The 16,880-nt window shown below is 69.9% G+C and carries 14 protein-coding genes and 2 pseudogenes; 11 read left to right on the top strand and 5 right to left on the bottom strand.

Translation table 11 applies throughout. The features are described 5' to 3' along the window. The 10 genes and pseudogenes from G5C51_RS43290 to G5C51_RS30005 all read left to right on the top strand — a co-directional run. Positions 1-173, top strand: a pseudogene (locus tag G5C51_RS43290) (Crp/Fnr family transcriptional regulator); the annotation flags it as partial. 28 nt (positions 174-201) lie between these two features. After that, a pseudogene (locus G5C51_RS30045) lies at positions 202-1,311 on the top strand (family 2 encapsulin nanocompartment cargo protein terpene cyclase); the annotation flags it as partial. Positions 1,312-1,348: 37 nt separating this feature from the next. Next, complete coding sequence (locus G5C51_RS30040; RefSeq protein WP_165241791.1) at positions 1,349-2,245, top strand: geranyl diphosphate 2-C-methyltransferase; 897 nt, start codon at positions 1,349-1,351, stop codon at positions 2,243-2,245. Positions 2,246-2,356: 111 nt separating this feature from the next. Further along, complete coding sequence (locus G5C51_RS30035) at positions 2,357-4,330, top strand: GMC family oxidoreductase (RefSeq protein WP_165241789.1); 1,974 nt, start codon at positions 2,357-2,359, stop codon at positions 4,328-4,330. A gap of 78 nt (positions 4,331-4,408) precedes the next feature. Next, on the top strand, positions 4,409-5,533 hold the full coding sequence (locus G5C51_RS30030) for a 5-methyltetrahydropteroyltriglutamate--homocysteine S-methyltransferase (protein WP_165241787.1): 1,125 nt from the start codon (positions 4,409-4,411) through the stop codon (positions 5,531-5,533). A gap of 113 nt (positions 5,534-5,646) precedes the next feature. Next, on the top strand, positions 5,647-6,786 hold the full coding sequence (locus G5C51_RS30025) for a sugar ABC transporter substrate-binding protein (RefSeq protein WP_165241785.1): 1,140 nt from the start codon (positions 5,647-5,649) through the stop codon (positions 6,784-6,786). After that, on the top strand, positions 6,783-7,835 hold the full coding sequence (locus G5C51_RS30020) for an ABC transporter permease (RefSeq protein WP_165241783.1): 1,053 nt from the start codon (positions 6,783-6,785) through the stop codon (positions 7,833-7,835). The genes G5C51_RS30025 and G5C51_RS30020 overlap by 4 nt, the downstream gene beginning before the upstream one ends. An 11-nt stretch (positions 7,836-7,846) precedes the next feature. After that, complete coding sequence (locus tag G5C51_RS30015; RefSeq protein ID WP_338118352.1) at positions 7,847-8,602, top strand: ATP-binding cassette domain-containing protein; 756 nt, start codon at positions 7,847-7,849, stop codon at positions 8,600-8,602. 67 nt (positions 8,603-8,669) lie between these two features. Next, entirely contained in the window at positions 8,670-9,938 is a 1,269-nt protein-coding gene (locus G5C51_RS30010) for an endonuclease/exonuclease/phosphatase family protein (RefSeq protein WP_165241779.1), read from the top strand. A gap of 99 nt (positions 9,939-10,037) precedes the next feature. Next, complete coding sequence (locus G5C51_RS30005) at positions 10,038-10,613, top strand: snapalysin family zinc-dependent metalloprotease (protein WP_165241777.1); 576 nt, start codon at positions 10,038-10,040, stop codon at positions 10,611-10,613. Between the two features lie 42 nt (positions 10,614-10,655). Here G5C51_RS30005 and G5C51_RS30000 read toward each other — a convergent pair whose 3' ends face one another. From G5C51_RS30000 to ychF, 4 genes are all read right to left on the bottom strand, one after another. Continuing rightward, positions 10,656-12,065, bottom strand: coding sequence for a hypothetical protein (locus tag G5C51_RS30000; protein WP_165241775.1), 1,410 nt, complete (start codon positions 12,063-12,065; stop codon positions 10,656-10,658). A gap of 106 nt (positions 12,066-12,171) precedes the next feature. Beyond that, on the bottom strand, positions 12,172-12,933 hold the full coding sequence (locus G5C51_RS29995; RefSeq protein ID WP_240930019.1) for a hypothetical protein: 762 nt from the start codon (positions 12,931-12,933) through the stop codon (positions 12,172-12,174). Positions 12,934-13,087: 154 nt separating this feature from the next. Then, complete coding sequence (locus G5C51_RS29990) at positions 13,088-13,903, bottom strand: SAM-dependent methyltransferase (RefSeq protein WP_165241771.1); 816 nt, start codon at positions 13,901-13,903, stop codon at positions 13,088-13,090. A gap of 108 nt (positions 13,904-14,011) precedes the next feature. Then, positions 14,012-15,100: a redox-regulated ATPase YchF gene (ychF, locus tag G5C51_RS29985; protein WP_165241769.1), complete on the bottom strand. Its 1,089-nt coding sequence runs from the start codon at positions 15,098-15,100 to the stop codon at positions 14,012-14,014. A gap of 275 nt (positions 15,101-15,375) precedes the next feature. Between ychF and G5C51_RS29980 the strand changes: the two genes are divergently transcribed. Then, positions 15,376-15,888, top strand: coding sequence for a DUF6542 domain-containing protein (locus G5C51_RS29980; protein ID WP_420824869.1), 513 nt, complete (start codon positions 15,376-15,378; stop codon positions 15,886-15,888). On the opposite strand, the gene G5C51_RS29975 is transcribed toward G5C51_RS29980, so the two are convergent. Beyond that, positions 15,803-16,813 carry a 4-hydroxy-3-methylbut-2-enyl diphosphate reductase gene (locus G5C51_RS29975; protein ID WP_165241765.1) on the bottom strand — a complete coding sequence of 337 codons (1,011 nt, stop codon included), beginning with the start codon at positions 16,811-16,813 and terminating at the stop codon, positions 15,803-15,805. The two genes, G5C51_RS29980 and G5C51_RS29975, sit on opposite strands and share 86 nt — an antisense overlap. Positions 16,814-16,880: the final 67 nt, after the last annotated feature.

Below are 16,880 nucleotides of genomic sequence, written 5' to 3'. Positions count from 1 at the left end.
TCGGGCTGCACCAGACGGGAATTCCCGATGAAATCCAGCCAGGCTTGAATGCGCGCTTCATGGGCATTGACGAAAAGGCGATCATTTCGTATCTGGTAAGCGCCTACTTCTCGGTCGCGGTGCTCGTCCCCGACGCCCTCGGCATCCTCGAAGACGTGGAAATCGGCCACTGAAATGCACCGCACCAGCGACAGTCCGCGCCTCGCCGGGCCCACCGGGCTCGGCACGACGGCAGCGCGCTTGGCACAGGCATATCGCCTTCCGGAACCGCCGCCGGAACCGCCGGAACCGCCGGAACCGGATGTCCGGGCGGCAGTCGAGGCGCAGCCCGCGGGCACACCTATCCCGGGCCTGTACCACCACCCGGTACCGGAGCCGGACCCGGCGCGGGTGGCGGAGGTCGACCGCCGGGCCAAGGCATGGGCGGTGGAGGAAGTCGAGCTGTATCCGCCGGAGTGGGAGGACCAGTTCGACGGCTTCGGGATCGGCCGCTACATGGCGGCCTGCCATCCGGACGCGCCCACCACCGACCACCTGATGATCGCCACCCGGCTGATGGTGGCCGAGAACGCGGTCGACGACTGCTACTGCGAAGACCACGGCGGCTCACCCGTCGGCCTCGGCGGGCGCCTCCTGCTGGCCCACACGGCCCTGGACCCGCTGCACACGACGCGGGAGTACGAGCCGGAGTGGACCCGCTCGCTGCAGTCGGACGGGCCCCGGCGCGCGTACAGCTCCGCCATGGGCTACTTCCTGCGGCAGGCCACCGCCTCCCAGGCCGACCGGTTCCGGCACGACATCGCCCGCCTGCACCTGGGTTATCTCGCGGAGGGGGCCTGGGATCAGACGGATCACGTGCCCGAGGTGTGGGAGTACCTGGCCATGCGCCAGTTCAACAACTTCCGCCCCTGCCCCACCATCACCGACACCGTCGGCGGCTACGAACTCCCGGCGGACCTCCACGCCCAGCCGGCCATGCAGCGGGTCATCGCGCTCGCCGGCAACGCGACCACCATCGTCAACGACCTGTACTCGTACACAAAGGAGCTCAAGAGCCCAGGTCTGCACCTCAATCTGCCCGTGGTGATCTCCGAGCGCGAGGGGCTGCCCGCCCGCGAGGCGTACCTCAAGGCGATCGAGGTCCACAACGAGCTGATGCACACCTTCGAGGCCGAAGCCGCCGCCCTGGCCGCCGCCTGCCCGGTCCCGAGTGCACAGCGCTTCCTGCGGGGCGTGGCCACCTGGGTCGACGGCAACCACTACTGGCACCAGTCCAACACCTACCGCTACAGCCTGCCCGACTTCTGGTGAGATTGGAACTTTTGTGACAACCGAGTACACCGCCACCATCACCGAGAACACCGCGAACGGCGCGAACACGGCGAGCACGGCGAGCACCCCGTTCGTGCCCGCTCCCGCGTCGCCCTACCAGGGCGACATCGCCCGGTACTGGGACGAGGAAGCCAGGCCGGTGAACCTTCGCCTCGGCGACGTAGACGGCCTGTACCACCACCACTACGGCGTGGGCGACATCGACCACAGCGCGCTCGGGAAGCCCGGCGCCGGCGACTACGAGCGCAAACTGATCGCCGAACTCCACCGCCTGGAGTCGGCTCAGACCGACGTCCTTCTGGACCACCTCGGCCCCCGCCGGGTCGAAGACCTGCTCGCCGACGCCGGCTGCGGCCGGGGCGGATCGATGGTCATGGCCCACCAGCGCTTCAGGTGCCGGGTCGAGGGCGTCACCCTGTCGGCCAAGCAGGCCGACTTCGCCAACCGGCGCGCCCGCGAACTCGGCATCCAGGAACGGGTGCAGGCCCGGGTGTGCAACATGCTCGACATGCCCTTCGAGACCGGCCAGGTCTCGGCGTCGTGGAACAACGAATCGAGCATGTACGTCGACCTCCACGACCTCTTCGCCGAACACTCCCGCATCCTGGCCCCCGGCGGCCGCTACGTCACCATCACCGGCTGCTGGAACCCGCGGTACGGCCAGCCCTCGAAGTGGGTCTCACAGATCAACGCGCACTTCGAGTGCAACATCCACTCCCGCCGCGAATACCTCCGCGCCATGGCCGACAACCGCCTCGTCCCCCAGACCATCATCGACCTGACCGGGGCAACTCTCCCCTACTGGGAGCTGAGGGCCACCTCTTCCCTGGTCACCGGCATCGAGGACGCCTTCATCAACTCCTACAAGGACGGCTCCTTCCAGTACCTCCTGATCGCAGCCGACCGGGTCTGACCTCCGGCGGGGAGCCGGGAGTCTTGCGGTTGCCGGCACGACGTGGTTGTTTCGCGTCGCCAGGCAGCCGCAAGACTCCCCTCCCGGCCAGATGTGCGACAGGACGGTCCCATGCAGCTCAACTCCCGTCAGCGGGCGGCGCTCAACGCGATCTGTGACACCTTCGCCCCGGGGGACGGCGACACGCTTCCGTCCGCCGGCGCGATCGGAGCGGCGGCCATCGCCGAAGGCCTCGTGGCCGCCCAGCCGCGCGCCGCCGACCGCAAGCAGCTCGCGACCTTGCTCTCGGCGTGGGACTCCCGGCCGGCGGGCCTGTTCCTGGGTACGGGAGGGCGCCGGTTCTCGCACCTGTCTCCCGGCGCCCGCGAGGAGCTGATGCTCCGCCTGGGGGACTCGCCATCGGAGCGCAAGCGGGTGCTGTTCCAGGCGCTGCGCGGCCTGGCGACCTCCGCCTACCTGCTGGCACCCGGCCCGTCCGGGGCGTCACCGGTCTGGGAGGCCATCGGGTACCCGGGTCCGCTGGGCAAGCTGCCCGACGCCCCGCGCCCGCGGCTGGCACCGCTGTCACCGGCCGCCGACACCGCCCTCGACTGCGATGTGGTGGTAGTCGGTTCCGGCGCGGGCGGCGGCACCGCGGCCGCGGTCCTGGCCGCGGCCGGGCTCAGCGTGGTCGTGCTGGAGCGCGGCGGCTACTACGACGACGCCGACTTCGACGGCGGCGAACACACCGGCCTGCGGCGGCTCTACGCGCCGGGCCCCGGGTCCACCGCCGAGGGCCAGATCTCGCTCGTCGCGGGCACCTGCCTCGGCGGCGGCACGGTCGTCAACTGGACGACGTCCTTCCCCACCCCCGCCGAGGTCCGCGCCGAGTGGGCCGCTCTCGGCGCGACCCAGTTCGCGGACGATGAGTACACCCGCGCGATCAAGGCGGTGCAGAGCCGGCTCTCGGTGAATGGCGAGCACAGCGTCGCCTCGTCCCGCGACGCCGTCATGGAGCGCGGCCTGCGCGCCCTGGGCTGGCACGTCGACGCGATGCCCCGCAACGTCGTCGGCTGCGACATGGGCACCGACTGCGGCCGCTGCGGCTACGGCTGCCGCCTCGGCGCCAAGCAGTCGGTCACGAAAACGTGGCTCGCCGACGCCGAGGCAGCCGGCGCCCGCCTGGTCATCAACACCGACGTCCGTACGATCGACCGCAAAGGCGGCCGAGCCGTCGGCGTCAGCGGCCGCACCCCCGCGGGCCACACGGTCACCGTCCGCGCCCGGGCCGTCGTGGCGGCGGCGGGCGCCATCCAGACCCCCGCGCTGCTGCGCCGCTCCGGCTTCACCGACCCGGCCATCGGCCGCTACCTCCGACTGCATCCCGCCACCGCCGTATGGGGCGTCTTCGACGAGGAGATACGCCCCTGGGAGGGCGGCATGCAGACCCGCTACTCCCGCGAGCACAGCGACCTCGACGGCCACGGTCACGGCGTCATCTACGAAACCGGCCCCGGCAACCCGGCGGCCGTCCAGGGATTCATGAACTGGCGCGGCGGCGCCGCCCATCAGGCCACGCTGCGCGACCTCGGCCACACCGCCGGAGTCGGCATCATCACCCGCGACCGCGACAGCGGCACGGTCAAGGTGGCGCGCGACGGTGAACCGGTCCCGCACTACCGCCTCTCGGACCACGACGCGGCGCACCTGCACGCCGGCATCGAGGGCGCCGCCAGAATCCTGGCCGCCGCCGGAGCCCGCCGCATCTCCTCGGCCCACCAGTCAGGACCCTCCTACGAGCCGGACCGGCGCGGCACCCACGACGACTTCATCGCCGCCTGCCGCACCGCCGGTTACGCCCCCGGCCGCTGCGCGATCGCCGCCCTGCACATCATGGGCACGGCCCGCATGGGCGGCTCCCGCGAGACCAGCGCCACCAACCCCGACGGCGCCACCTGGGAAGTCCCCAACGTCGTCGTGGCGGACGCCTCCTGCTTCCCCACATCGTCCGGCGTCAACCCCATGATCTCCATCGAGGCCATCGCCCACATGAACGCCACCCGCCTGGCGGACCGCCTGAATGGCGGCGGCCGGCCCGGGACTTGATACCCGCGGGCCGGACCCTTGCCGCGTACACCTACCGGGTGTAGGGCTGATGGAGCATCAGCGTCGAAGGGAGCCGTCGTGGCTGTTCGCAATCGTCCGCCGTTCCGGGCCGATCATGTCGGGAGTCTGCTGCGGCCGGAGCGGCTGCTGCGGGCGCGGGAGGAGCACGCCCGCGGGGAGATCTCCGCCGAGCGGCTGCGCGAGGTGGAGGACGAGGCCGTACGCGATGTGGTCCGTATGCAGGAGGAGGTGGGGCTGCGCACCGCCACCGACGGCGAATTCCGGCGCACCTCCTGGCACATGGACTTCATCTATCAGCTCGGCGGCATCCGCCCCACCGACGAGAAGATCGCGGTGCACTTCTACAACGAGGGCGGCGAGCTGGAGTTCCAGTCGGCCGCCCTGCGCGTGCACGACCGGATCCGGCTGGACGAGACGATCTTCGCCGACGCGTTCCGGTACCTGCAGTCCCAGGTCACGACCAACGTCCCCAAGCTCACCATCCCGTCGCCGAGCATGGTCCACTACCGCGGCGGCCGGGCCGCGATCGACCCCGCGGTCTACCCCGACCTGGAGCCCTTCTGGGCCGACCTGAGCGCCGCCTACGCCGAGCAGGTCCGCCGGATCGCCGAGATGGGCTGCACCTACCTGCAGTTCGACGACACCAGCCTCGCCTACCTCAACGACCCGCGGCAGCGGCAAATGATGGCCGACCAGGGCGGCGACGCCGAGCACCAGCACGAGCGCTACATCAAGCAGATCAACGCGTCCCTTGCCGGCCGCCCCGACTCCCTGACCGTCACCACCCACATGTGCCGCGGCAACTTCCGCTCCTCCTGGGCCGCGGAAGGCGGCTACGACTTCGTCGCCGAGGCGCTCTTCTCCCAGCTCGACGTGGACGGCTTCTTCCTCGAGTACGACGACGAGCGCTCCGGCGGCTTCGAGCCCCTGCGCTTCGTGCCCAAGGACAAGACCGTCGTCCTCGGCCTGGTCACCACCAAGCGCGGCGCGCTGGAGGACAAGGACGCCCTCAAGCGCCGCGTCGAGGAGGCCGCCCGCTACATCGACGCCGACCAGCTGTGCATCTCGCCGCAGTGCGGCTTCTCCTCCACGGTCGAGGGCAACGCCCTCACGTACGACGAGCAGGTCGCCAAGCTCCGGCTGCTGGCGGAGACGGCGGCCGAACTCTGGGGCGACAGCTGATAGGCCCCCGTGCCTTGACGACCTCTTGAGCCGGTTCTACGTTCACAGCCACTAAACAGCCCGAACGAAGTTCGAAATATCGGACGATGCGGGCCGAGCTCGCCGGAGTGGCCATGAAGAAGATCGATCCCAAGGTGGAAGAGGCCGTCGAAACGCTCGGTCTGAACGGTCTCGCGAGAAGGCGCTTACTGACCGGCGCCGGGGTGATGAGCGCCTCCGCCGCCGCGGCCGCCCTGCTGGGCGCCTGCTCGGCCGACAACAAGAGCGACAACGAGTCGTCGGGCGGCGGCGCCGGCGACTTTCCGGAGACCCCGAAGTGGCGGTTCGTGTTCGTCAATCACGTCACGACGAACCCCTTCTTCACCCCGACGCAGTACGGCGCGCAGGACGCCTGCGCGCTGCTGGGCGCCGACTTCCAGTGGACCGGCTCGAAGGACTCCAGCGTCCAGGAGATGGTCAGCGCCATGACCTCGGCCGTCTCCGCGAAGGCCGACGGCATCGCGGTCGCGGTCGTCGACAAGAACGCCTTCAAGTCGCCCGTCGACAAGGCCCTGGACGCCGGCATCCCGACCGTCTCGTACAACGCCGACGGCTCGAAGGGCGACCCGGGGACCAGCCGGCTCTGCTACATCGGGCAGGACCTCTACGAATCCGGCGTCCAGATGGGCGAACGCATCGCCGACCTGATGCCGGACGGCGGGGACGCGGTCGGCTTCATCGCCACCCCGGGCTCGCTCAACATCCAGCCGCGCATCGACGGCGCCGCCGACGCGATCAAGGCATCCGGCAAGGACATCAGCTTCAAGTCGGTCGCCAGCGGCGCGGAGCTCCCCAAGGAGCTGTCGACCATCGACGCGTATGCCAGCGGACACAAGGACCTCAAGGGCATGTTCGCGGTCGACGCGGGCTCCACGGAGGCCGTCGGCAAGGTGATGAAGAAGTACGACCTCAAGGGCAAGGGCGTGGTCGCGGGCGGCTTCGACATGAACCCGAACACGCTCACCTCGATCAAGGAGGGCAGCCTCGACTTCACCATCGACCAGCAGCCGTATCTCCAGGGCTTCCTGACCGTGCTCTACCTGTGGATGTACCGGCTCTCCGGCGGCCTGGTGATGCCGAGCATCACCGATACCGGGCTGCTCTTCGTGACCGAGGACACCGTCGATCCGTATCTGAAGACGAAGACCCGGTACGAGGGCTCCAGCACCAAGCAGCAGTACGTGAAGCGCTCCGGATCCATCGCCCACACATGAGCGAGACCACCGCGCGGGACACGATCGGCGGGGACCTCCCGGGGCCCGGCTCCCCGCCGCAGCGCCAGCCCGGCCGGCTGCGCCTCGCGTTCGACGCCTTCGTCGTCCGCCGCGAGGCCACCATCTTCATCGTCGCGGTCGGCCTGCTGCTGTACTTCTGGGCCAACAACGAGGACTTCCTGTCCCACAACAACCTGGTCAACCTCTCGCAGCAGACCGCCCCGTACGCGATCATCGCGACCGGCGTGGTGCTGCTGCTGGTCTGCGGGGAGATCGACCTGTCGGTCGGCAGCGTCTTCGTGCTGGCGCCGTTCCTGATGCACTACATGGTCGACTTCTACGGCGTGTACCCGATCGTCGCGATCATCGGCTCGGTGCTGGCCGGGGCCGCGATCGGGCTGGCCAACGGGCTCATCGTGGTCGTGCTGCGGGTGCCGTCGTTCGTCGCCACGCTCGGCATGCTCTTCCTCGTCCTCGGCATCATGCTGACCACGTCGCACGCGTACCCGGCGGCAATTCCCGAGGCGGCCGAGGGGCTGGCGGGCTGGTTCGGGCAGGCGGACTGGTCGGAGCTGATCTGGTGCCTGATCATCGTCGCGTTCTTCCACATCGTGCTCACCCGCTCCCGCTGGGGTCTGCACACCGTCGCCACCGGCGGCAACCCGCTCGGCGCGAGCGAGGCCGGCATCAGGACCGGCCGTATCAAGATCGGCAACTTCATGGTCACCAGCTCGCTGGGGGCCTTCGCCGGAATCCTGGAAGCCTTCCGGGTCAACTCGATCGACCCGAGCGCGGCGGGCGCGGACGGCGCGGCCCCGATGCTCGTCGCCGTCTCCGCGGCGGTCATCGGCGGTACGGCGCTGGCCGGCGGCTCGGGCACGGTGGTCGGCGCGCTGCTCGGCGCGCTGGTGCTCGCGGAACTGCGCAACGGCTTCAACCTGATCGGCATCAGCGCCAACCCGTTCAACATCATCCTCGGCTTGGCGATCATCATCTCGATGGTGCTCAACGTGCACCTGACCAGGCTGCGAAGGGCGGGACGCCGATGAATACGGTACCGGTGACTACGGCACCGGCGCTCGCCGTCGAGCACCTGGCCAAGGGCTTCGGCGCGGTCACGGCGTTACGGGACGTGAACCTGCGGCTGGAGAAGGGCGAGGTGCTCGCCCTGGTCGGCGACAACGGCGCCGGGAAGTCGACCCTTCTGAAGATCCTCTGCGGCTTCCACCGCCCCGACACGGGCCGCATCCTGCTGGACGGCGAGGAGGTGGTGCTCAAGTCCGTCGACCACGCCCGCTCGCTCGGCATCGACGCGGTCTACCAGGACCTGGCGCTGGTGAACGAACTGACCGTCTACCACAACATGTTCCTCAACCGGGAGCGCGTCGGGCGGACCCGGCTGCTGCACAACCGCACGATGCGCAGAATCGCCCAGGAGCACCTCGACGAGATGGGGGTGAACATCCCGTCGGTCGACGTCGAGGTCGCCAAGCTCTCCGGCGGCCAGCGCCAGGCCATCGCCGTGGCCCGCTCGGTCTACTCGGAGGCCAGAATCCTCCTCCTCGACGAGCCGCTCGCCGCGATGGGCGCCAAGGAGGGCGCGCTCATCCTCGACCTGGTGGGCGACCTCAAGGCCCGCGGCGAGGTCTCCATCATCATCATCGCCCACAACTACGCCCAGGTCTTCGAGGTCTGCGACCGGGTCAACCTGCTCCAGCACGGCGAGATCACCTTCGACAAGCGGACGGCGGAGACCTCGGTGGGCGAGCTGACCGACCTGGTGGTCGAGGAGTACCGGAGGTCCCGCGCGACGTAGTGACCTCATCGACCGTTCACCCGCGGCCCCTTGCCCGGGCCGCGGGTGTCCGCGCAGACTCTGCGCCATGTCACCGGACTCCCGCGCCTCTACGACCCCACTGACCCGGCGCCGCACCCTCGCCGCCCTCGCCGGTGCGACGCTCGCCGCGGCCACCGCCCCCGCGGCGGCGGCCGAGAGCGACGGCCGCCACCGGCCCCGCACGATCCGCTTCGCGACGTTCAACTCGTATCTGAACCGCGGCGCCGAGGGACAGCTGCTCGCCGACCTGGAGGGCGGGGCGGACCCGCAGATCCAGGCGGTCGCCGAGATCATCCAGCGGGTCGACCCGGACGTGCTGCTGCTCAATGAGTTCGACTACGTGCCCGCCGGCGCCGCGGTGCGCCTGCTGCAGCGCAACTACCTGCGCACCGGCCATCACGGCGCCCCAGGTGTGCACTTCCCCTACTTCTACGCGGGCCCCGTCAACACCGGCGTGCCCAGCGGCGTCGACCTCGACGGGAAGAACGGCGCCGTCACCGAGCCGGGCAGCGACGCGTACGGGCAGGACGCCTACGGCTACGGCTTCTTCCCCGGCCAGTACGGGATGGCGGTGCTGTCGAAGTATCCGCTCGACCTGCACCGCATGCGCAGCTTCCGGACCTTCCGCTGGGCGGACATGCCGGGCAACCGCATCCCCGCGGACTACTACAGCCCGCAGGCCCTGGAGGTGCTGCGGCTGTCGTCCAAGAGCCACTGGGACATCCCGGTCCGCCTCGGCGGCGGCCGCACCGTGCACCTGCTCGCCTCGCACCCCACCCCGCCCGCCTTCGACGGCCCCGAGCAGCGCAACCACCGCCGCAATTACGACGAGGTCAGGCTCTGGGCCGACTACATCGCCGGCGGCCGGCAAGCTGCCTACCTCTACGACGACGCCGGCCGGCGCGGCGGCCTGGCCCGCGGCGCCCGGTTCGTGATCGCCGGCGACCAGAACTCCGACCCGTACGACGGTGACGGCTCGGACGCCATCCGGCAGCTGCTCGCCTCGCCGCGCCTGCACCCGCTCGCCGAGCCGCCCGCCAGCAGCGGCGGCGTGGAGGCGGCCAAGGATCAGGGCGGCGCCAACGCCGGCCACCGCGGCGATCCCCGCTACGACACCGCGGACTTCGCCGACTCCGGCAACAACGCACCCGGCAATCTGCGCGTCGACTACGTGCTGCCGTCGCGCGGCCTGACCCCGGCCGGCAACGGCGTGTTCTGGCCGGACTCCGGCGATGACCTGCGCCGACTGGTCGGCGACGGCTATCCGGTGGTCTCCTCCGACCATCGCCTGGTCTGGCAGGACGTCAGGTGGTGACCCTAGACTCGGGCCGCTCCTGACCCAGGAGTCGTCCGGGTCCTCCGCGGTAACCACCCGCGGCACACCCGGACTTCGGACCAGAGGAGGGCACCCCCCATGCTGCGAAAGTTGGGCCTCGGCCTCGCCGCAGGCATCGCCGCGCTCACCATGGCAACGACCGCGACGGCCACCGCCGCCCCGGAAACCGACCCCGCACCCGCACCGGCCGCCCAGACGGTGCTGCACTACGACGACAGCCAGGCCGCCGAGTTCAAGGACGCGGTCGCCGCGGGCGTCAAGGTGTGGAACGACAACCTCGAGAACGTCCAGCTGGAGAAGGCCGCTTCGGGCGAGCAGGCCGAGATCCAGATCATCGCCGACGACGGCTGGCCGCGCGCCGAGCTCGGTCCGGTACGCCCCGGCGGCTCGGCCACCGTATGGTTCGGGCGCCAGGCGGTGACCGAGGGCTACGACACCACCCGCATCGCCGCCCACGAACTGGGCCACAGCCTCGGCCTGCCGGACATGAAGCCGGGCCCCTGCTCCTCGCTGATGTCCGGCTCCACCGCGGGCGTCGACTGCACCAACCCCCAGCCCAATGCTGAGGAGCGCGCCGAGGTCGAAGCCAACTACGGCTCCGGCATGGCGGGCAGCACCCCGTTCAGCGGCCGGATCGTGGTGGACCGTCCGTAAGCAGTGCTGCCGACCGGTCGGTGAACGCCTTGGCCAAGGCGTTCACCGGCCGGCTCGGGACAGGAAGGGCAGCAGGTGGTGCAGGAATTCATTCCTGTCGGGGCTCGCTGAGCTCGGGTCATTGTGCGAGTACGTACTCGCCCGCTCGACGAGCGTGAGGGCGCGGTCCGGGATCCCCGACTGCGCGGCCAGGAACGCGGCCCCGTCCAGCACCCGTTGACCGCCGAGGGCGGCGCCGAAGGCGTAGATCGGCATCCGGCGGCCCAGCCGGTGGCCGTGTACGGCCTTGAGATCCAGCACGTCCTGCGCGGGATTGGCGTTGCCGGCCGCCACGGCGCCGGAGTCGATGGTCAGCCGCAGCGGGTGGTACCAGGCGGATCCGTCCACGCCCTGCACCTCATAGCCCGACAGCATTTCCGCGTACCGCCGGAGCGGGGTGATCTCCCCGGCCTGATCCCAGCCGCGCGGTTCCCCGGCCGCCGCCAGCCGCCCCGCATGGACCTGGGCGGCGACGAGGGCGCCGGGCGAGGTCTCGGTATCGACGGCATAGCCGAACTGGCCCGCATTGGTGGCCGGCACCGGCGGCTTCAGATTCGCCGGCAGCAGCGGGAACGCCTGGCCGAGCGAGGGCCCGTCGGGGTTGGTGATCGTCCCGAGCGCACCGGTCGCCGAGAACAGCCCGAGGAACGGCGCCCCGATCCCCCCGAACGCCAGCCACGGCGTCCCGGCCCGCAGACTCTCCAGCGACTGCCGCGCCTGCTCCGGGGTCACCGGCTGCGGATGGCTGCCGCCGTCGATATAGACCAGCCCGCCCAGCGCCCTCGCCCCCGGCCGCCCGCCGAAGTCCCAGGTCGCATACGCGGTGACGATCGACCCGCCGAGCGAGTGCCCGCCGAGCACCACCCGGCGCCCGCGCCGCCCCGCGGCCCGTACGACCCGGTGCAGATCCCCGACGGTCACCTTCATGCCCCAGCCCCGCGCGTACGGCACATCGGCGTCCGGCACCGGCTGGAAGTGCTCGGTGATGCCCGGGTCGACCAGCCAGCCGAGGTAGTAGTCGAAGAGCTCCTGATGCCCCGCCTTGCCGGCCTTGACCGCATCCAGCATCGAGTGATCCTCGAGCCCGTTCTCCCGCCGCTCGACGGCCCACACCTGCCAGCGCCCCCGGGTCCGTTCGACGATGTCGCGGGCGAGCGGCAGGAAGTAGGCGGCACCGGCGGAGGTGCCGGGGACGAGGACGAGCACATTCCTGGCGGCGGCGTAACCGGCCTTCAGGACCCCCACCTTGTTGAGCCGCGCGGGTGTGGCGGGGTCCTGGTATCCGTCCATCCAGCCGAAGGAGACGGGGATACGGCGGCCACCACTCGAGGCCGACGCGGACCAGACGGGCCCCAGCCCGCCCACGGCCGCCCCGGCACCGGCAGCAAGCAAAGTCCTCCGCGACAGTGTCATGCGCGGGAAGCTAGCGGCTCCACGAGAAGCCCACTACGCACCTGCGTGCGAACGTGCCCCGACCCGTTTGTACTGACTGTGCGCAATTCTCCGCCGCGATCACGCGTCAGCGGAGCTTGGCCGCCTGGGCGTCGATGACCTCGGTCGGCTGGTCGTACTTCTTGCCGGCGCCGACGGCCGCGATGTTCCAGGAGGCGAAGCCGGCGAGCGTGCCGCCCTTGCGTACGACGGAGACCTTGGTCTCCGCGGAGGTGCCGTCCGACGTGGCGGTCACGGTCCAGGCAAGGTTCTCGTCCCCGCCGGCCACCTGGTCAGCGACGATCTTGGTGACCCGCTGCTTCTCGCCGTCGGCGGTGACGGTGAAGCCGCCCGCGCACTTCTTGGCGGCGGTCCGCAGCGCCGCGACGGTCTTCTCGGCGCCCGCACCGTCGTAAGAGGAAACGCTCAACATGGTCTTCGTCGCGTCCATGGTCGCGAACGTCGCCTCCTGGACCTCCTCCTCGGACATCTCGGCGAGCTCTTCCACCGAGGGCATCTCCTGCTTGTCCTTGTCGATCTCCTCGGAGACGACACGCTGCTCACTCCGCGCGGGCGCACCGACCGGCACCCCGGAGAAGGCCTGCGCGAGGGGCTCACAGTCGGCCTTGTCGGCGGACACGTCACCGGCCTCGTAAGCATCGCCCTTCTTGGGCTGCTCGACCTTGTGCCCGTCGATGTCCCCCGGCCCGAGCACAACCTTCCCGAGCTCCGCCGCACTGAGCGCCTTGACGACGGGCTTCGCCTTGCCCTCGCTGTCACCACCGCCGCTCTGCTCCGTACCACCACAGGCAGCGACGAGGACAACAAGGGAGACCGCGGAAGCGGTCATGACGGTACGCCGGACGGCAGAAGCTCGCATGGAGGGGATCTCTCTTATCTCAATCAAGCGGAACGCAAACCGACCAGTTCATCGGCTCACCAACCAGACCCACACCACGACCGAAGAGTTGCCGCCCAAGCGATCACATGGCGATAACGGTGCCCTACGGCTTGCGCCCGACCGCGCAGAAGGCGTCCACCTCATCGGGCTCGCCCAACGAGGTGGGCTCGGGCCGCCACCGGGTGCAGGAGACCACTCCGGGCTCCAGCAGCTCCAGACCGTCGAAGAAGGCGCCGATCTGCTCGGGGGTACGCAGGACGAGCGGGGCGTTGCCGGTGGCGTTCCAGACTTCGACGATCTGATCCGACCGCTCACGGTGGATGACGTTGGTGCCGTCGTACATCACCAGATAGCTGCCGGAGGGCAGGACGTCCAGCAGGCGGCGCACGATGCCATACGCTTCCTCGTCGTCGGTGATGAACTCCATGATGCCCATCAGCAGCAGGGCGATGGGCTGGGTGAAGTCCAGCGTTCCGGCAGCGCCTTTGAGGATCGTTTCCGGGTCGCGCAGGTCGGCGTCGATGTAGGCGGTGGCACCCTCGGGTGTGCTGGTGAGCAGTGCGCGGGCGTGCGCCAGCACGAGGGGATCGTTGTCGACGTACACGATGCGCGACTCGGGGGCTGCCTGCTGGGCGATCTCGTGGGTGTTGTCCACGGTGGGCAGCCCGGTGCCAATGTCCAGAAACTGGCGCACACCGGCCTCTCCGACCAGATGCCGCACGACGCGACCGAGGAGATCCCGCGAAGCACGAGCCAGCACGGGCACATCCGGCAGAATCGCCGTGATCTGATCACCGACCTCGCGATCGACCCGGTAGTTGTCCTTCCCACCCAGCCAGTAATTCCAGATCCGAGCCACATGCGACACCGAGGAGTCAACCCTGGACATCCCCGCCTCCGACCCGCCCACCCCAGCCATACAACACTCCCCGCCGCGCGCCTCGAACCTGCTTCCGACGCACAACGTATCCCCAACCACCAACCCCTGTAGGCGATTCGGTGATCTCCCGGGAGCGCAACCAGGCCGCTACACGTTGAAGCGGAACTCCACCACGTCCCCGTCCTGCATCACGTAATCCTTCCCCTCCATACGGGCCTTCCCCGCCGCCCGCACATCCGCCACCGACCCGGCCGCCACCAAGTCGTCGAAGGAGATGACCTCCGCCTTGATGAAGCCCTTCTGGAAGTCCGTGTGGATGACGCCCGCCGCCTCGGGCGCCGTGGCGCCCTTGTTGATGGTCCAGGCGCGGGCTTCCTTCGGGCCGGCCGTGAGGTAGGTCTGCAGGCCGAGTGTGTTGAAGCCGACCCGGGCCAGCGTCTCGAGGCCGGGCTCCTCCTGGCCCACCGACTGGAGCAGCTCCAGGGCCTCGTCCTCCTCCAGCTCCGCCAGGTCGGACTCCAGCTTCGCGTTGAGGAAGATGGCTTCCGCCGGGGCGACCAAAGCGCGCTGCTCCTCCTTGAAGGCCTCGTCCGTCAGCTCGTCCTCGTCGACGTTGAAGACGTAGAGGAAGGGCTTGACCGTCAGCAGGTGCAGGTCGTGCAGCGGCTCCGCCGGCTCCGTGCCCTGGCGGATGCCCGCCGAGAAGAGCGTGCGGCCGTCCTCCAGGATCGCCTGCGCCTCCTCGACCGCCTTCACCTTGGCGGCCAGGTCCTTCTTGATCCGCGACTCCTTCTGCAGCCGCGGCAACACCTTCTCGATCGTCTGGAGGTCGGCGAGGATCAGCTCGGTGTTGATCGTCTCGATGTCGTTCTTCGGCGAGACCTTGCCGTCGACGTGGACGACGTTCTCGTCCTCGAAGGCGCGGATGACCTGGCAGATGGCGTCGGACTCGCGGATGTTCGCGAGGAACTTATTGCCCAGCCCCTCGCCCTCGGAAGCACCCCGCACGATGCCCGCGATGTCGACGAAGTCGACCGTCGCCGGGAGCACCCGAGCCGAGCCGAAGATCTCGGCCAGCTTCGTCAGGCGGGTGTCCGGGACGCCCACCACGCCGACGTTCGGCTCGATGGTGGCGAACGGGTAGTTGGCCGCCAGCACGTCGTTCTTGGTCAGGGCGTTGAACAGGGTCGACTTGCCGACATTCGGCAGACCGACGATTCCGATCGTGAGCGACACGTGGCGACTTCCCGGGGCTGTGGGTGGCTGCGATGAGCTTCTGGGGTGAGGACAGTCGTCCATTCTACGGGCCGTGCCCCAGGGCAACGATCCGCCGTAACCCACACCCGACACAGCAGGCGCAATTCGTGCATGTCAGGGGTTTCCCGGCATCTCGCGGCCTACGGTGGTGAGGTGCAGCATCACAGTACGGGTACGCGCAAGCACGGTCCGCAGCCGGGACGCAGTCATGAGGCGGGCTCCCGTCTGCCCCGGCAGGTGCCGTCCCCACCGCCATCGAGCGGGTCCTGCACCCGCCAGGACCCCGGCTGACCGCACTCGGCAGCGGCCTCCTGGCGGTCGGCGCGATGCTGCTGACCGGGCTGCTGGTGCAGTGGTCGGGTGAGCGGATGCCGGTGTTCTACGGGTGTGTGTTCCTGCTCGTCACCGGCGCCGCCGCCGTCTGGGTACGGCCCGCCGACCTGGTCACGGCCCCGGTGGCGGCGCCGATCGCGTTCGCCGCCGGGCTGCTGGCGGCGCAGGGCAGCGGCGCCGGCGGCATCGTCGACCGGGTGATGGCGATCGGCACCGACCTGGCGCTGCAGGCGCCGTGGCTGTACGCCGGGACGATCGCGTCCGTCGCGGTGGTGTTCGTGCGCTGGCTGGCCCTGCTGGCCGTACGCCAGGCGCGCAGGCGGCAGCGACGCGACCGGCCCGAAACCGCTACGCCTCCGAAGAGCCGCCGCTCACCTTCTCCGCGGCCTCCGCGCGCAGGTCGCGGCGGAGCTCCTTCGGGAGGGAGAAGGTGATCGACTCCTGGACCGGCTGGACGATCTCCACGTCGCCGTAGCCACGCTCGGCCAGCCAGTCCAGGACCCCGTCGACCAGGACCTCCGGCACCGACGCGCCGGAGGTCACGCCGACCGTGGTCACGCCCTCCAGCCAGGCCTCATCGATCTCATCGGCGCCGTCGACCAGATACGAGGCCGAGGCCCCGGCCCCGAGCGCGACCTCCACCAGCCGCTTCGAATTCGACGAGTTCTGCGAGCCGACGACGATCACCAGATCGGAGTCGGCGCCGACCTGCTTGATCGCGACCTGCCGGTTCTGGGTCGCGTAGCAGATGTCATCGCTCGGCGGGCTGAGCAGATTCGGGAACTTCTTCTCCAGCGCGTCGACGGTCTCCATCGTCTCGTCGACCGACAGCGTGGTCTGCGACAGCCAGACGACCTTGTTCTCGTCCCGCACGGAGACGTTCTCCACATCCCCCGGGCCGTCGACCAGCGTGATGTGGTCGGGGGCCTCGCCGGAGGTGCCGATGACCTCCTCGTGGCCCTCGTGGCCGATCAGGAGGATGTCGTAGTCCTCCTTGGCGAAGCGGACCGCTTCCTTGTGCACCTTGGTGACCAGCGGGCAGGTGGCGTCGATGGACGCGAGCTTGCCGCGCTCGGCCTCCTCGTGGACGACCGGCGCGACGCCGTGGGCGGAGAAGATGACGATGTTGCCCTCCGGCACCTCCTCCGTCTCCTCGACGAAGATGGCGCCCTTCTTCTCCAGGGTCTTGACGACGTACTTGTTGTGGACGATCTCGTGACGGACGTAGACCGGCGCCCCGTACTGCTTCAGGGCTTCCTCGACGGCGATGACCGCGCGGTCCACGCCGGCGCAGTAACCGCGCGGGGCGGCGAGCAGGACACGGCGGGCTTCTGCGGCGGGAGCACTCATGCTGCCCATGGTACGGAAGGCCCGGCTCGCGTTGCCGGGTCCTCCCCCGCGTCCCATGATCGAGAGGTGCCGCCCC

The organism is Streptomyces coryli (assembly GCF_011044975.1).
GTDB lineage: Bacteria > Actinomycetota > Actinomycetes > Streptomycetales > Streptomycetaceae > Streptomyces > Streptomyces coryli.
The sequence above is the reverse complement of the archived record's forward strand: the minus strand, read 5'-3'. Positions and strand labels throughout refer to the sequence as shown.